11 protein-coding genes are annotated in these 17,560 nt (G+C 55.3%); 2 read left to right on the top strand and 9 right to left on the bottom strand.

Annotated elements, in window-relative coordinates:
- Positions 1–22 precede the first annotated feature (22 nt).
- The 8 genes from CIK94_RS06020 to gltX form a co-directional block, all read right to left on the bottom strand.
- Positions 23–1,315, bottom strand: coding sequence for a S9 family peptidase (locus tag CIK94_RS06020; protein WP_254046149.1), 1,293 nt, complete (start codon positions 1,313–1,315; stop codon positions 23–25).
- Between the two features lie 400 nt (positions 1,316–1,715).
- On the bottom strand, positions 1,716–5,003 hold the full coding sequence (locus CIK94_RS06015) for a glycoside hydrolase family 2 TIM barrel-domain containing protein (protein ID WP_158216524.1): 3,288 nt from the start codon (positions 5,001–5,003) through the stop codon (positions 1,716–1,718).
- 93 nt (positions 5,004–5,096) lie between these two features.
- On the bottom strand, positions 5,097–6,413 hold the full coding sequence (locus CIK94_RS06010; protein WP_094421912.1) for an ATP-binding protein: 1,317 nt from the start codon (positions 6,411–6,413) through the stop codon (positions 5,097–5,099).
- A gap of 219 nt (positions 6,414–6,632) precedes the next feature.
- Positions 6,633–6,854: a DUF2795 domain-containing protein gene (locus CIK94_RS06005; RefSeq protein ID WP_022310382.1), complete on the bottom strand. Its 222-nt coding sequence runs from the start codon at positions 6,852–6,854 to the stop codon at positions 6,633–6,635.
- Positions 6,855–6,991: 137 nt separating this feature from the next.
- Positions 6,992–7,591 (bottom strand): hypothetical protein, encoded by a 600-nt coding sequence (locus tag CIK94_RS06000; RefSeq protein WP_144008315.1) that lies wholly within the window; start codon positions 7,589–7,591, stop codon positions 6,992–6,994.
- A 385-nt stretch (positions 7,592–7,976) separates the two neighbouring features.
- On the bottom strand, positions 7,977–8,171 hold the full coding sequence (locus CIK94_RS05990) for a hypothetical protein (RefSeq protein WP_094421906.1): 195 nt from the start codon (positions 8,169–8,171) through the stop codon (positions 7,977–7,979).
- A 75-nt stretch (positions 8,172–8,246) separates the two neighbouring features.
- Entirely contained in the window at positions 8,247–9,479 is a 1,233-nt protein-coding gene (locus tag CIK94_RS05985; RefSeq protein ID WP_094421904.1) for a 3-deoxy-D-manno-octulosonic acid transferase, read from the bottom strand.
- A gap of 57 nt (positions 9,480–9,536) precedes the next feature.
- Positions 9,537–11,054 (bottom strand): glutamate--tRNA ligase, encoded by a 1,518-nt coding sequence (gene gltX, locus CIK94_RS05980; RefSeq protein ID WP_094421902.1) that lies wholly within the window; start codon positions 11,052–11,054, stop codon positions 9,537–9,539.
- A 108-nt stretch (positions 11,055–11,162) separates the two neighbouring features.
- On the opposite strand from gltX, the gene CIK94_RS05975 reads away from it, so the two are divergent.
- Together CIK94_RS05975 and CIK94_RS05970 are read left to right on the top strand one after the other, a co-directional pair.
- Positions 11,163–13,208: an HD family phosphohydrolase gene (locus CIK94_RS05975; RefSeq protein ID WP_094421900.1), complete on the top strand. Its 2,046-nt coding sequence runs from the start codon at positions 11,163–11,165 to the stop codon at positions 13,206–13,208.
- Between the two features lie 203 nt (positions 13,209–13,411).
- Positions 13,412–14,920, top strand: a complete 1,509-nt coding sequence (locus CIK94_RS05970; protein ID WP_094421898.1) for an OmpP1/FadL family transporter — start codon at positions 13,412–13,414, stop codon at positions 14,918–14,920.
- 58 nt (positions 14,921–14,978) lie between these two features.
- Here the strand turns inward: CIK94_RS05970 and priA are convergent, their stop codons facing one another.
- Positions 14,979–17,246: a primosomal protein N' gene (gene priA, locus CIK94_RS05965; protein ID WP_094421896.1), complete on the bottom strand. Its 2,268-nt coding sequence runs from the start codon at positions 17,244–17,246 to the stop codon at positions 14,979–14,981.
- Positions 17,247–17,560 lie beyond the last annotated feature (314 nt).

Here is a 17,560-nt window from a genome sequence, read left to right as displayed (position 1 = left end):
AAGCGTAGCTTTTATTGTCTTTCTACAGGTTTTTTATCCACGACGTTATGGTTTCCATCACCGTCGGGTCGATGGTCTCCTCTATCTGCTGATACTCCACGACCAGTCCTGTGTGGCAAGTCTGGAAGAGATGGTTCAGTCCGTCGAAGGTTTTGAGGGTATGGCGACTGTTGACGAGCCCCTTCTCCAGCGCTCCGAGATTGGCGACACAGTCCACCTGGGTGTCGCGGTTGCCGTTGAGTGCCAGCACGGGACAGACGATTTCGCCGAGCACGCCTCTCACATCGACATTGAGCAGATGGCGGATATAGGGACTGTCGCCCTGCTTCAGGGCTTTGTCGAAGACGCTGCGGAAGAGCACGGGGACGCCCGTGGGCTTGATGTCAGCGGTCTTCTTGCCCTGAGCCAACTGGTCCAGAGCGCATCCGATGGCCATACAGTAGGCTTCGGTCATCTCGGGAGTCGTTCCGGCGGCGGTAAGTACCGAGCGGTTTTGCGCTATCATCGTCTCCTTGCCCGACACAGCCATGGCTGCCAGCGTCACGATGAAGTCTGTCTTGCCCTCGGCAGCCGCCATCAGGGCTATGGTGCCACCCTCGCTGTGGCCGAGCATACCCACGCGGTCAAACTGCTTGCGCAGGTGGGCAAGGCCGCTGAGTGCGTCGGCGTAGAAGTCGGCGGTGGTAAATTCATAGAACCTCACAGAGGCGTCGCCCCATCCTCGGTCGTCGTAGCGCAACGAGGCGATGCCCTGGCGTGCCAAGGCGTCGGCAAGAACGGCAAAGGGCTTGTGTCCGAATAGCTCTTCATCGCGGTTCTGCTGTCCGCTGCCACTCACCATCAGCACCACAGGAGTCTGGCGGCTACAGCCACGGGGCTTGGTGAGGGTGCCGCGCAGGGTGAAGCTGCCGTTGGTAAACGACACCTCCTCGGTGAGATAATCGAAGGGGGGCTTGGGCGTCTGCGGACGGTTAAGGGTGACCTCGCCCGGCGTGAGCGTGAGCGGGAAGGCTATGCCCTGCTGGGTGAAGGTGCCTACTATCTCCGTGCCCTTGTTCACGCCCTCAAAGCGGGCGCCAATCATGGCGATTTCCACCGTCACGCTGTCGCCTTTGACCACAGTCTGCGTAGGTATTCCCCTGACGTTCTGCGCCGGAGAGTCCATGGTGCATCCCTTGTCGGTGAAGTGAAACACAAGGGGCAGCTTGATGCCCTGCACGTCGAGCTCGCCCTTCCACGAGCCGCGCTGTGCCTGCGCCGTAGTCACCATGAGCAGCAGCGCCAGCACTAAGATAGTCCGTATAGCTTTCATCATATCAAGTGTTAGAGGTAAGACATTCATCATCCATCATCTTCATAAAATTCCAAGATACTTCTGCGGCAAACAGTTGCGACAGACATTGAGTTTATCCTACTCTATCTGAGCATGCAGTCTATCTTGCATCTCATTTACAGTATCTCCTTGATGCAAAGATATAGATTTGGGACGAAGCACACAACTTATAAGTTGCATTTTTCTCATCAATAGTTCTTTTTTCGTTATCTCCTGCTCATAAACGACGGTCATGGGATGCTTTTTTTATGCCATAAACCCCAAAAATGGTCATTAGCCCGTTTTGGATTTATAAGTAAGAATGGTGGGCGGCAAAGGAAAAGGGTGGATATTACGACAAACGTGCGTAATATCCACCCTCCGGTATAGGGTTATTCCATCTTTATTTGGCCATTGGCGTAAAGCGCAAGGTAAACTCATGGCTTCCCGTTGGCGCCATGTATTGTGGCAGACACGAGTCGCCTCCGCAACTATGGTTTCCGATGCCTCGCTGCCAGAAGTCGAAGTGGGCGAAAATCTGGGGGGAGCGCACCAGGTCGTAGGGGTGCTTGCCGCCATAGAACACGTCGTAGTTGAACTGGGCGTCGTCGAAATGCGACAGCGAGAAGGCCACCATGCCCTCAGTGGTGATTTGCAACTGGGTGGCGTCGTTGTCGAGCGTGAGCTGGCGCAGGCCCTGGCGGTCGCCCATAGTTTGTGGCGCGCTCTGCTCTTCAAACATGCCATCCACGGTGGTGGTGTAGCGGCCGAGGAGCGAACCGCGCTGGCGGTCTATGTAGTTGCTCCACGGACCCTTGGCATAATATTCTACGTTCTCGAAGCCGGGCGCAAACTGCATGGTGATGCCGATGCGTCGGGTTTCTGCCGACGAGTTGTTGGTGGTGACCTTCATGTCCAAGGTTCCGTTGGGATAGATGGTGTAAACTATCTGGTGGGTGTCGGTACCATTGGTTACGGCCGTTTCCACCATCACGTTCTTATCCTGCTTCTTGGGCGCACTCACCATTGTCTTCTTGCCAGTGAGGACACCTTCCTCCTTGTTCTCGTTCTCGGCCACACCACCTGGGGCGCCGAGGTTAATGTTGTCGTTGGCTATGCGGCGGAAGCCGTTGAAGTCAGGTCCGGCGTTGGGCTGCACGAGCTGCGTGTCGCCATAGGTCCACTGGGCGATGGTTCCATCCTCTGCGAAAGCAATACTGAAATTGTTGCCGGTGACGGTGTTGCCCTTCACCTTGAGCTTACCCTTCTCCTGGATGGCGGGCAGCTGACCGTGGCTTTGCTGCACGAAGGTGGGGTCGGCAACCGATACGCCAGCAGCGTTGTCGGCGGAGAGCTTAAACTGCTGCTGGGCCATGGCGTAGCCCTGCTTACCCCAAGAGGTGGCTTTCTTCAGTACGAGGTTGAAGGTAATGACATACTCGGCCTTGGTGTCCACTACGGTGGTGTAAGGAATGTTGATTTGGCAGGTGTTTCCGGGCTGCACCGATGGGACGGCCACCTGGTTCTTCTCCACCGAAACGCCATTGCGGAGCACCTCATAGCTGAGGTCGTAGCTGTCGGCCAGGTCGGTGAATGCGCGCTTGTTCTTCAGGGTGAGCACGTGGTTGGCGAACGACTCGAAGTCGACGTCTCTATAAACATACTTCACCTCGGTGAGCTTGGCGGTCCACTCACGGCCCGGGGTGATGATGCCGTTGCTCATGAAGTCGCCCTGGAAGCCTCTGTCGCCACGGTTCATCTTGGTGTAGTCGTAACCCGATGTGTAATAGTGGAGCCCGGTCTTGGCATCCGTCAGCGGAAGACCCTCGCGTATGCGGCGCGTGTCGTAGATGCCCTGGTCTACCCAGTCCCAGATGCAGCCGCCAATAATGCCAGTGCTTGTCTCGATGAGATTCCAGTATTCTTGCAGATTTCCCACAGCCTGACCCATGGCGTGCGCATACTCGCAGATGAAGTAGGGCTTGTTGTTGAGACCGTCCATATGCGTTTTCATCACCTCGACTTTAGGATACATGTCGGAGCCGAAGTCGGAGTATTTGGCGCCGTTCTTATAGCCCTCATAGTGCACCCATGCGTCGCGGCCGGGGAGCAGTTCCTTCACCTTGTCATAGGTAGCCTGGAAGTTGTCGCCACCGCCCGACTCGTTGCCGAGCGACCAGAACACTACGCTGGGATGGTTGCGGTCTCTCAGCACCATGCGCTCCGTGCGGTCTACGTAGGCGTCGCGCCAGGTGGGGTTGTTGGAGAGCGAATGGTTGTTGTGGCACTCCACATCGGCCTCGTTCATGCAGTAGAGTCCGTAATAGTCGAACATGGCATACATCTTGGCCTGACGGGGATAGTGGCTGGTGCGGACAGTGTTTACATTGGCCTGCTTCATCAGCACCACATCGCGGAGCATGGTCTCCACATCGATGGCGTGGCCATAGAGCGGGTGGATATCCTGTGTGTTGACACCCTTGAAGAACACGCGCTTGCCGTTTACATACACCAGGTGGCCCTTGATGGCCACATCTCTGAAACCGTATTTGGTAGAGAACACCATCTCCTCCTTGCCACCTACCTTCTGGCGCACGATGACGGTATAGAGATTGGGCTGCTCGGCCGACCAGGCCTTCAGGCCGGTGAGGTTGTCGAGAGTGAGGCGAATGTGCTTCTGCGCGTCGTTGGCGGTCATAGCCACCTGCGCCTCCTGCTTGCCCACCAGTTTGCCCTGGGGGTCGAGGAGCTCTATTTCGAGCGTCTTCTCCGAGCGCTCCTTGGCGGCGTTGTCGAGGGTGAGGTCTACATTGAGGTTACCCGAAGCATAGTCGTCCTTGAGGGCCGATGTGATGTAATGGTCGGCCACGAAGGTCTTGGGCGTAGCCACGAGATAGACATCGCGGTGGATGCCTCCGAGGTGCCACATGTCCTGACCCTCAAGGTAAGAACCGTCGCACCAGCGGTAGACGCGCACCGACACGTTATTGTCGCCCTTGCGCACAAAGTGGGTCACATCAAATTCGGCGTCGGTATTGGCGCCTTGCGAATAGCCAGCATACTTGCCGTTTACCCACACCACAATGGCGCTGCAGGCTCCGTCGAAGTGGAGAAAGACGCGCTTGTCCTGGTCCCAACCGTCAGGCAGATTGAAATTGCGGCGATAGGAACCTACGGGGTTCTTGTCGAAATTGTCGTTGAACGCCGTGATGAAAGGGGGCTTGTTCTCGAAGGGATAGCCCACATTATTATATACGGGCACATCATATCCGGCCATCTCCCAGTTGAGGGGGACCTGGAGCTCTTTCCAAGAAGAAACATCGGCATTATCGGCCCAGAAATCGTCTTTCTCGGGCTTGCCCTGCTTCCAGTCGGCGGTGTAGCGGAACTTCCATTTGCCGTTGAGCAGCAGGTAGTTGGCACGCTTAGGCGTGAGCCATGGATACTTGTAGCAGTCGTCCTGCTGCATCGAGGTTGTAGAGGCATAGGGCACAAACGTGGCGTGGGCCTTCTCCTTGCGGTCCTCAAACTTGGTCTCGTCTTCTACCCATTTATCCATAAAGGGGCATACGTCGGCCTTCGTCTCCACCACCTTTTTCTTCTTGGCGGGACGGGGGTGAGCCAGAGCCGATGCGCTGAAAAGAAAGGTCAACGCTGCCGCAGCTCCCCAAATTAGATGTTTTTGTTTCATTGTCATGTTGTATGGTTAATAATTGTTTTGTCTATGCCTGTCTGCTACTTGCCCTATCCGAAAAGAGCGCGGCACACCATCGCTATAGGACATTTACTTGTCCAGCCATTTCATAGCCCATTCAGTCAGAGGCGAAGGGCACGCGAGCATACCACTGTTACGCTGCAAGTTGAGGAAAGAGAAACGTATGCGGTTCTTGGGGTGGTAACGTTCGTTGTACACAACGATACTTCTGCCACTGATGCAGTTCTCTGCCTTTACCTCTACAGGTATTATCTCGTCCTCCCGCTGCAACAGGAACTCTATTTCTGCTTTCCCCTCCGAAGACCAATAGTAAGGCACAGAGCCATAGGATGGCAACAGACTTTGCAACACCGCATTCTCTGCCATGGCGCCTTTGAATTCGGTGTAGTTGGCTGTCGGGTCAATGACTATGCTTCCCGGCAGGTCGGCCAAGCGCCTCAACAGGCCACAGTCACTGGCATATACCTTGAATATGTCTGGTTCTTCGTAGGCGCTCAATGGCATTCCAGGTTTCGAGACGGCGTTCACACAATATATCATGCCTACATCTTCAAGCCAGAGCAAAGCATCCTCGTAGTCACGGCTCCTTGCGCCCTTTTTTACAACCTTATAGATGAACTTCCTGTTCTCCTTGGCAAGCTGGGACGGAAGTGAGCGCCAAAGGGCATGTATGCGAGGTATCTCGCGAGGGTCTGCATACTTGGCGAAGTCAAGTTCATACAAGTCCAATATGCCTTGCAGTATGTCGTCGACTGCCTGCATTCCCTGGTTTTCAAGCATGCTGACAGCGGCTTCAGGCATACCGCCAGAGACCATATATCTGCGATACTCCGACTTCAACTTGTCAAGAATAATAAGCGGTAGCTTCTCCGGTTCCTCTATCTGCTCAACATAATTGAAGATCTGGATGTCGCTGGCCCGCAGATACTCCTTGAACGTAATAGGATACATGCGCATAACCTGTACCTTACCAACAGGTACGGTCATCCTCCGCCTCTTAACAGCCACACCCAACAGCGAGCCAGCCGCTATGATGTGCCATTCGGGGGCTTCCTCACAAAAATACTTTAACGAGTTGAGCGCTTCCTCGCACTCCTGTATCTCATCAAATATGAGCAGCGTCTTGCCCGGCACAAGGGGAACTGGGCTATAAAGAGACAGTTCCTTTATGATGCGGGCGGGGTCCTTTGACACCGTGAAGGCTGACAATAACTCCTTCTGGCGGTCAAAGTCAAATTTCGCCGTGTAGTCAAAGCATTCCTTTCCAAACTCTTCCATGGCCCACGTCTTGCCAATCTGGCGGGCGCCTTTCAATAGGATTGGCTTGTGCTTTGCCGCATCTTTCCACTCCTTGAATTTGTTGACTATGTCTCTTTTTATCTTCATAATTACACTAACAACTTCCGATTTGTGTCATTTTTGACATTTTTCCGAACTTGTCGTGTGCAAATATACGATATAAAGAGGAAAGGAACAAGTTTTCGGAGGGTTATTTTGGCCCACTGGCGGGAAAAGACGGAAAAAAGCGGCATAGGAACCCTGTTGTGGAATTCCTATACCGCTTATATTCTACGCCTACGGCTGAGAAAGTCAGTCCGTCAGCGATTAGTATTCATCATCGTTCCAGAGGAAATCTTCCTTGGAGGGATAGTCGGGCCAAATGTCTTCAATGCTTTCATACACTTCACCTTCATCCTCTATTTCCTGCAAGTTCTCGAGCACCTCGAGAGGAGCACCTGAACGGGTGGCATAGTCTATAAGTTCGTCCTTGGTTGCGGGCCAAGGTGCATCTTCCAATTTTGAAGCTAATTCAAGAGTCCAATACATAGTCTTTAGTTTTGGTCGTTAATTTTATTGGATGCAAAAGTAGCACTTTATATTCAATTATACGACTGTTTACGACCATTTTTGCTGTTAAATAATCATTAATAATAAAAAAAAGCAAAAATATAGGGACGATTGGATTAAAAATTGATTGTGTAGCAACGCTTGTGCTTGCTCTGGTCCAGCATCACGATGCCGGTGTAGTATAAATCATAACAGACGGCGGCATGGCTGTTGCCGACGATGCGTTGCCAAGTCTCGCGCGAGCGGGCGTCGCGGTGTATGCCGTGGACCATGACCAAGCTGGCGCTGTCTATGCGCGGCAACAGGCTGAGCAGAGCATCCACATGCTGCACATCGGTGCGTATCACCACGCGCTCGCCGTCGATGACAGCGGGCACCTCGTCGCCTTCAGCCACCGGGAGGATGCAGGCACGGCGCGCGCCGGCAGAGAAATACTCCCAGCGCTCAGCGCTCAAGCCGTCTATGAAGTCGAGGATATAGCGGGGCTGGACCTCGTTGGCCACGCGCAGACAGAGACGCAGCAGGCGCAGCGCCACACGGCTCTCCACGGGCACCCGCTTCTGCAGGTCGGCGTAGGCATAATAGGGGTAATGCTCGTTGATGACATAGCGCACAAAGCGGTAAGCCGACGGCGACTGGATGCCAAATCCCCTGCAATAGGCGATGCGGCTAAGCCATACTCCCACGGTCTGCAACCATTCTGTCACGTTGTTCATCTTACACCTTATTATATTTATAGCCTCGTACATTATATTTATAGCCTCGTATGCTCGCACATATAGCCACGAAGGCCACTGCAAAGGTAAACTTTTTCTGCCAATTTATCCCCCTATCCCGTCACTTTTATCCTTTTTTCAAGCACCCTGACCCACGAGCGAGCCACCGTGACCATCTCCACAACTCTGCTGACCAACTCTGCGAAGCTGCTGACCAACTCTGCGAAGCTGCTGACCGACTCTGCGAAGCTGCTGACCAACTCTGCGAAGCTGCTGACCAACTCTGCGAAGCTGCTGACCAACCTGGCTGGCTCGTATCGTAAGGCACGAGGCCACGTAACATATGATACGAAAGCTCGTGACTTACGATACGTAGGCTCGTGACTTACGATACGAGCCGCCCAAGGTCATCAGCCGCCCCATCATACGTGGCCAGCCGCCTCATTATCAGCAACAGCCCGGCCGTCGCTGCCCCCACAGCCATGCCCACGCTCCCCCAGCCCGCCGCCAAACAAAACTCCCCTGCCTCCACGATGACGGGAAACAGGGGAATATACTGATTTTCTATTACTATGGTCATGGTTGTCGGCCTATGGCGCCAGACGGTGGAGCCTTGAAGGTCGAGCAGCGAGCCAAGCGGGATGGAAAGCGCTGCTCAGAACTTCACCTTGCCGAGTATCTTGGTGGTGGCGCCAGTCATCTGGGCCACAAATGCGCCAGCCCTATCGCCGCAGCACTTGCGGTATTCGGCGTCGTCGGTAAAGCGGGTTATCAGTTCTTCAAAGTCTTCCGGGGTGTGTATCTCAAAGCCTCCCTCGGCACGCTTCAAGCCCTGCGCCTCACTGAAGCGCTGGTTGTTGGGACCGAAGATGACGGGCATATCCCACACGGCTGCCTCGAGCACATTGTGGATGCCCACGCCGAAGCCGCCACCGACATAGGCCACGTCGCCGTAGTGGTAGGCGCTCGACAGCAGACCGAAACAGTCGATGATGAGACAGTCGGCCTCTGCGGCTTCCTGCTCGTTGGTCTGGGTGTAGCGCACGGTCTTCATCTGGAGCATGTCGGTAATCTGGCGCAGATGGTCCTCGCCTATCACGTGGGGCGCGATGATGAGTTTCCACTGTCTATGCTCGTTGAAATAGGGAATGAAAATCTCCTCGTCGGGCTGCCAGGAAGAGCCAGCCACAAAGACGGGCGCCTTGACATCGGCATCGCCACCCACAAAGGCGTCGATAATGGGCAGACGACGGGCTGCCTCCTTAATCTGGAGCACGCGGTCGAAGCGGGTGTCGCCCACCACGTCGACATCGGTGATGCCGATAGAGGCAAGCAGGCGCTGCGACTCCTCGTTCTGCACGAAGAAGCGGGTGAAGCAAGTAAGCACACGGCTGTAGCGCCATCCGTACCACTTGAAGAAGATTTGCTCGGGACGGAAGATGCTCGACACGCTGTAAGTGGGTATGCCGCGGTGCTTGAGCACATGCAGGAAGTTGTACCAGAACTCGTACTTGATGAAGAATGCCATCACGGGGCGCACGATGCGCAGAAACTTGCGCGCATTGCCTATGGTGTCGATGGGCAGATAGCAGATGACGTCGGCTCCCTTGTAGTCCTTGCGCACCTCATAGCCCGAGGGCGAGAAGAAGGTAAGCAGTATCTTGTACTTGGGGTGCTGGCGGCGCACCTCTTCCATCAGCGGGCGGCCCTGTTCAAACTCGCCCAACGACGCAGCATGAAACCAGATGTAGCGGTCGGCTGGGTTAATCTTCTCACGCAATATACGGAACGACTCCTGCTCTCCGCGCCACATCTTGCGCACCTTGTCTGAAAACAGGCTGGCTATGGCTACGCCCACCTGTATCAGGTAGATAATGACATTGTACATAATCTAACGAAAAAAGGGTGCCGCCCCCGTGGGCACGACACCTTATTATATATATAGTTATTTCAGAACCTCAACGGCACGGCGCAGACGGCGCAGAGTCTCCTCCTTGCCCAGGAAGGCAGAGATGTCGAACATGCCGGGACCCTTGCCTATGCCCACGAGGGCCAGACGGAAGGCGTTCATGATGTCGCCCAGCTTGTAGCCCTTGTCCTCGACCCACTTCATGACCACAGGCTCCTGGCCCTCGATGCTGAAGTCGTCGATGCCCTCGAGCACCTCGGCCAACTCGGTCATCTGCTGGGCTGAATATTCCTTCCAGCGCTTGCGCACTGTCTTCTCGTCGTACTCCGTGGGTGGCAGGAAGAAGAAAGAGCACAAATCCCAGAGCTCGCGTACAAAGCTGACGCGGTCTTTCATCAGGCTGACTACCGTGCGGATACGCTCCATCGACTCATCCACGCCATTGTTGGCCACGATGGGTGCAAAGAGGTCGGCTATCTCTTCGTTGCTCTTGCGCAGAATGTACTCATGGTTGAACCAGATGCCCTTCTGGTAGTCGAACTTGGCACCGCTCTTCGAGCATTTGCTGATGTCGAAGGCCTCAACCAGCTCTTCGAGACTGAAGAGCTCCTGCTCGGTGCCTGGGTTCCAGCCCAGCAGCGCCAGGAAGTTGACCACTGCCTCGGGGAAATAGCCGCTCTCGCGGTATCCGCTTGACACTTCGCCGGTCTTGGGGTCATGCCATTCGAGCGGGAATACGGGGAAGCCCAGACGGTCGCCATCGCGCTTGGACAGTTTGCCCTTGCCCTCGGGCTTGAGGAGCAATGGCAGGTGGGCAAAGCGGGGCATGGTGTCTTCCCAACCAAACGCGCGGTAGAGCAACACGTGCAGCGGTGCCGATGGCAACCACTCCTCGCCACGGATAACGTGGCTTATCTCCATCAGATGGTCGTCTACGATGTTGGCAAGATGGTAAGTGGGCAGCTCGTCAGCACTCTTATAGAGCACCTTGTCGTCGAGGATGTCGCTCTTGATGACCACATCGCCGCGTATCATATCGTTGACATGCACCTCGATACCGGGGGTGATGAGGAAGCGCACCACATACTGCTCGCCGTCGGCTATCATCTGGCGCCACTCTGCCTCGGGGAGAGACAGCGAGTTGCGCATCTGCATGCGGGTGCGTGCATCATATTGGAAATTCTGTATCTCGGCGCGCTTGGCGTCAAGCTCCTCGGGCGTGTCGAAGGCATAATAAGCCTTGCCGTCGGCCAAGAGCTGGTCTACATACTTCTTGTAGATGTCGCGACGCTCACTCTGGCGGTAGGGACCATGGTCACCACCGAAGCTGACGCCCTCGTCAAACTTGATACCGAGCCACTTGAATGACTCTATAATGTATTCCTCTGCTCCTGGAACAAAACGATGGGAGTCTGTATCTTCGATACGGAACACGAAATCACCACCATGCTGGCGGGCAAAGAGGTAATTGAAAAGGGCGGTACGAACACCACCGATGTGCAAAGGTCCTGTAGGACTCGGCGCAAAGCGCACTCTGACTCTTCTTTCGGTCATTATATTTATAGAAATTATTATTTTTTTGCAAAATTACGGTATTTTTCTGAGTATTGACCATTATTTTTCGTATTTTCGCAAAATAAAAGCATTACAGATACAATAAACATGAAAATAGGGTTTACCAACAACCGAATCAACAGAGCGCTCACGCGTCTGACACTTATCATTGCCAGCACGGCCATCATCGTGTGGTTTCTGCCCCACAACGAGAGCCAGCGCATAAGATACGATATCGGCAAGCCATGGATGTACGGCTCGTTCATCGCCAAGTTTGACTTCCCCATCTACAAGACCGACGAAGCCATCAAGCTGGAGCAGGACTCGCTGATGGAGTCCTTTCAGCCCTACTACCGCTACGACACTCAGGTGGAACAGCAGCAGATAGAGCACTTGCGCCAGGACCTCGCCGCCAATAGCCACCCTATTTCCCACGACCTGGAGGCGGCCGTCATAAAGCGCCTGCACCGCCTCTATGCCACAGGTATCATGGGCATGGCAGAATATCAGGATATGGCAAGAGACTCTGCCACGACCATACGCATAGTCAACGAGAAAGAGGCTGTGCCTCTGGAGGTGGGGCAGGTCTACTCGACCATGAGTGCCTACGAACAGCTGCTCGCCGATGAGCGTCTGGCCGACCAGAAGTCGACCCTGCAGAAGCTCAACCTCAATGAGTACATCGAGCCCAACCTCATCTACGACAAAGACCGCAGCCAGGCCGAGCTCAACGACCTGCTCAGCGGCATCTCGCCAGCCAGCGGCATGGTGCTTACGGGTCAGAAGATTATAGACCGTGGCGAGATAGTCGACGACTACGACTACCGCGTGCTCTCTTCGTTTGAGCGGGAGATGCAGCGACGCAGCTCAGACTCTACCGAGATTACCTCGACCATCATGGGCCAGCTGCTGTTTGTGATCATCCTCATCTCGCTCTTCTCGACCTACCTGGCGCTCTTCCGCAAGGACTACTTTGCCAAGCCCCGCAACATACTGATGCTCTACGTGATGGTGACGCTCTTCCCCGTGCTGGTGTCGTTCATGATGACCCACAACGTGTTCAGCGTCTACATCCTGCCGCTGGTGATGGCGCCCATCTTCGTGCGCGTCTTCCTTGACTCGCGCACCGCCTTTGCCACCCACGTCACGATGGTCATCATCTGTGCCGCCGCCGTAAAATACCAGTACGAGTTCATCATCGTCCAGATAGTGGGCGGCATGGTGGCCATCTACTCGCTGCGCGAACTGTCGCGCCGTGCCCAGGTGTTCCGCACCGCTCTGCTGGTGACGCTGTCGAGTTGCGTGGTCTACTTCGCCCTGCAACTCATGCAGGACAGCGACTTCACCGACCTCGACCACAGCATGTACTCCTACTTCATCGTCAACGGCGTATTCCTGCTGCTTGCCTACCCGCTCATGTATCTCATCGAGAAGACCTTCGGATTTATCTCCGATGTGACGCTCATCGAACTGTCTGACACCAACAAGGGACTGCTGCGCGAGCTGAGCGAGGTGGCTCCCGGCACCTTCCAGCACTCCATCACCGTGGCCAACTTGGCAGCCGAGATAGCCAACAAGATAGGCGCCAAGAGTCTGCTTGTGCGTACCGGAGCGCTCTATCATGACATCGGAAAGAAAGACGACCCCGTCTTCTTCACCGAGAACCAGTCGGGCGTGAACCCTCACAGCGAGATTTCCTGCCGCGAGAGCGCGCGCATCATCATCAGCCATGTCACCAAGGGCGTCAAAGAGGCCGAGCGCGCCAATCTGCCCGCCTTCATCAAGGACTTCATCCTCACCCACCACGGCAAGGGCATCACCAAGTACTTCTATATTAAATATAAGAATGAGCATCCCGACGAGGATGTCGACATCCAGGAATTTGCCTATCCCGGCCCCAATCCTTTCACCCGCGAACAGGCCATCCTCATGATGGCCGATACCGTCGAGGCGGCTTCTCGCTCGCTACCCGAATATACCGAAGACAGCATCTGCGACCTCGTCAACCGCCTCATCGACCAGCAGGTGGCCGACGGCTTCTTCAAGGAGTGCCCCATCACCTTCCGCGACATCGCTCAGGCCAAACTGGTGCTCATCGAGCGCCTCAAGGCCATTTATCATACACGTATACAATATCCGGAACTGAAGAAATAGGAAACCGAGAACAACCTGGGTGCCCTCGAGACCAATCTGGGTGCTCACAGAGTCCAATTTAAGGCCCAAAAACCGCACAAAAAGCCCGATTTGTGCGGTTTTTGGGCTTCTAAATGTTAACAAGAGATAAAATAACGATGAACATAGTGGATATATAGAACAATATTAATACCTTTGCATCCAATATTTTTAGTTTTTTTAAGATGAATAAGACAAAACTGATTTGCACAGCGTTAGCAATCGTTATTTTTTCGACCACCGCACAGGCCGGTGGATTACTCACCAACACCAACCAGAACATTAACTTCCTCCGCAATCCCGCGCGCGATGCTGCCATAGCCATCGATGGCGTCTACAGCAACCCCGCCGGTGTAGTCTTCCTGGGCGAGGGCATACACCTGTCTATAGGATTGCAGAATGTACACCAGACCCGTACCATCAAGACGGGCTTCCCACTCTTCCCCAACAACGTGAACATGAGTGGCAGCGTACACGAGTTTGAGGGCAAGGCCAACGCGCCCGTTCTCCCCACCCTGCAAGCTGCCTACAACAAGGGAAACTGGAGCTTCCAGTTCGGATTTGCCCTTACCGGCGGCGGTGGCAAATGTGAATTCCCCTACGGCCTCGGCTCTTTTGAGCAGGTGGTTGCCGGCGTCACCACCTATGCCCCCGCAGTCAACCAGCTTTACCAGACTCTCGGCCAGCTGGGCATCCCCGGCATGGCAGGTCACGGCATGGGCAGTAAGTATAGCTACGACTCATTTATGCGTGGCCGCCAGTATTATTATGGTTTCACCTTCGGTACCGCTTACCGCATCAACGACCACCTCTCTGTCTATGGCGGTCTGAAGATGCTCTACGGTTCGGCCAACTACTATGGTTATGTCAAGAACATCTCCATCGAGCATCTCGACAACGGCCAGTCATCTATGGTAGGTGCCGCCGCCCACTTCAGCGAGTTGGGAGACCAACTCAACCGATATGCCGGTGCTATGGAGCAGGCTGGCAACATGCAGGCAGCACAGGCTCTGGAAGCAGCAGCAGCCAAAGCCAACATGCTGAGCCAGTCCACCCAGGACATCGAGCTCAACTGCGACCAGACAGGATGGGGCGTGGCTCCCATCATCGGTATCGACTACAAGACAGGACGCCTGAACCTTGCTGCCAAGTATGAGTTCAAGACCCGTATGCGTCTGAAGAACAAGTCGGCCAACAGCCTCAGCGCCGAGGGCATCCCCATGCTCAGCAAATTCAAGGACGGTAACGAGGTGGCAGAAGACACTCCCGGCTTGCTCACCGTAGGTGCACAGTACTCGCTGCTGCCCTCGCTCCGCATTTCGGCCGGTTGGCACCACTACTTCGATGTCGACACCAAGCAGTACACCAAGGATATGTTGAGCGACACCAATGAGTATCTCGTCGGTGCTGAATACGACATCAACAAGTGCTGGCAGGTAAGCGCCGGAGCGCAGAAGACCCAGTACGGATTCAAGGATGCGGGTATGAACGACATCAGTTTCAATGTCAACTCCTACTCTATCGGCTTCGGAGTCGGTGTCCAGGTAAGCGAGAAGGTAAAGATCAATGCCGCTTACTTCCAGACCATCTACAGCGACTACGACAAGAAGGAGGCCGTCGGTCAGGCCACCGTTACCAACTCGTTCACACGTACCAACCGTGTCTTCGGTCTCGGTGTAGACCTCACTCTCTAAGAGAGACCTTAATTATAAGTAAATATATCAATAATCTGTGTGTGATGTGGGCTTGCTGTCATAGCGGGTCCACATCATAGTATATCTGCAGGGTAGCATATTGCTTGTCCTGCATTATTTTTTGCTGCACCTGACGCAGGTATTGTCTCACCTGACGCCCGTCGAGACTGTTCTCGAGCTTGAGCACAATCTTGCGGATGCTCATCGTCTTGACGCGGGCTATCGACGGTTTGTCGGGGCCCAGCACCCGCTCGCCCAAGCCTTGCCTGAGCCATCCCGCCATGAGCAGGGCAGCACTCTCTGCCACGTGCTCCTGCCTGTGCTTGATGTACACGTATATCAGACGGGCAAACGGCGGATAGCGGAACAGTCGTCGCTCGTCCATCAGGTCGCCGAAGAAGCCCTTGAAGTCATGCCCCACTATCTGGTGTATCACCGGCAGCTCGGGAGCTTTAGTCTGGAGTATCACCAGACCGCGTTCGCCCTTGCGGCCAGCCCTTCCGCTCACCTGGCCCATCATCATGAAGGCGTGTTCGTAGGCGCGGAAGTCGGGATAGTTGAGCATCGAGTCGGCATCGAGTATGCCCACCACGCCCACATTGTCGAAGTCGAGTCCCTTGGTCACCATCTGCGTACCGATGAGCACATTGGTCTTGCCCTGAGAGAAGTCGGCGATAAGGCGCTCATAGGCGTTGCGCGTGCGGGTGGTGTCGAGGTCCATGCGAGCCACCCTGGCATCGGGAAACTCGGTGCGCACGGCGTCCTCTATCTTCTCTGTGCCATAGCCTTGCCCTCTCAGGTCGCGCCCACCACAGTTGGGGCACTCTGTGGGCACGGTATAGGTGTAGCCGCAGTAGTGGCAGGTGAGCCTGTTGGTCACCTTGTGGAGCGTGAGCGACACGTCGCAGTTCTCGCAGCGCGGCACCCATCCGCAGTCGTGACACTCTATCATCGGCGCAAAGCCGCGGCGGTTTTGGAAGAGTATGGCCTGCTTGCCGCGGCTGAGCTGGTCGCGCACGGCAACCAGCAGGTCGGGCGAGAAGAGACCGTTCATCATCTTGCGACGACGCAGGTCCTTGACATCGACCACCCGTATCTCGGGGAGCTGGATGTCCTGATAGCGGGTGGTGAGGGTTACCAGTCCATACTTGCCGCTCTGCGCGTTGTGATACGACTCTGCCGACGGCGTGGCGGTGCCCAGCACCACACGGGCTCCGGTGGCACGGGCGAGCATAATCGCCACCGACCGCGCATGGTATCGCGGCGACGGGTCCTGCTGCTTGAAGCTGGTCTCGTGTTCCTCATCAATGATGACCATGCCCAGCCGGGTAAAGGGCAGGAAGACGGCACTGCGCGCGCCGAGGATTACATCGTAGGGATGGTCGGAGAGCTGCTTGCGCCATATCTCCACGCGCTCGGCATCGCTGTACTTGGAGTGGTAGATGCCCAACCGCGAACCGAAGACGCGGCGCAGACGCTCCATCATCTGCACCGTGAGTGCAATCTCGGGCACCAGATAGAGCACCTGCTTCTTCTCTTCCAGCGCGCGGGCTATCAGATGGATGTACACTTCGGTCTTGCCGCTCGAGGTCACTCCGTGGAGCAGCGTCACCTCGCGCTCCTTCATGCTCGCCACCACGGCGTCATAGGCATGGGCTTGCGCGGGGCTCAGTGTCTTGGGCTGGGCCAGAGGCTCGCCCACTCCGTCGTTGAGCCTGCCCACTTCCACCTTATATATATATAATAGGTGGCGGTCTACGAGCGCCTTGATGATGGCTTCGGTAGCATTGGACTCGTTGCGCAGCTCTTCGCGGGTAATCTCGCGCACCTCTACCTTCTCGCCATCGGCCCTCATGTCCCAGTGGCTCATCTGCAGATAGGTGGCAAACACCTGCTGCTGCTTGCGGGCCCTTGCGAGCGACTCCATAGCCACGTGCAGCGCGCGCTGGTCGTGCAACTGCGGGCTGAGGGCTATATAGTCCTCTGTCTTGGGTCTGAACCCGTCCTCGGCCTTCAGCCCCGACGGCATCGCGGCGGTATATACATCACCGATAGGCGCCAGATAGTAGTAGGATATCCACTGCCACAGCGAGAGCTGATGGGGCAGCAGCATGGGATGGTCGTCGAGCACGTCGACGATGTCCTTTACCTCAAAGTCGGGTTGGATGTCATGCGTGTTGAGCGCCACCGCCGTGTAGGTCTTGCTCCGTCCGAGCGGCACCAGTATACGTACGCCTGGCACTACCCTTGACTCCAGAGCAGCGGGCACGCTGTAAGTGAAAAGGCCGTCTAACGGCAGCGGAAGTATAGCCTCAACATATTTCATGCAGGCAAAGTTATATAAAAATACGAAGAAACCCACGCTTCCTCCCATTTCTTTTCGCGCGCACGCCACAAAACTTCCTCCCGCCCCATTTCCTCTTGCTGCGAATGACATCATCTACCGAGGCTGCCTATCCACCCTGCTGAGTGGTGGGCCTACGGTGGCGGCGCGGACTATGGCCATGCCGCCCAAGGGCCATATCGCAGCGGTATGTATGACCACCACCCGCCGCGAAATATGGGAAAATGTGAAAATCGAGCCTATTTCGGTGCGGATTATGTGAAAAATTGCGCCAAATCTGATGAGATTGTGTGAAA

The organism is Prevotella sp. P4-51 (assembly GCF_002251455.1).
Classification (GTDB): Bacteria; Bacteroidota; Bacteroidia; order Bacteroidales; family Bacteroidaceae; genus Prevotella.
Note: the sequence above shows the minus strand (reverse complement) of the source record. Positions and strands in the feature narration are given on the sequence as shown.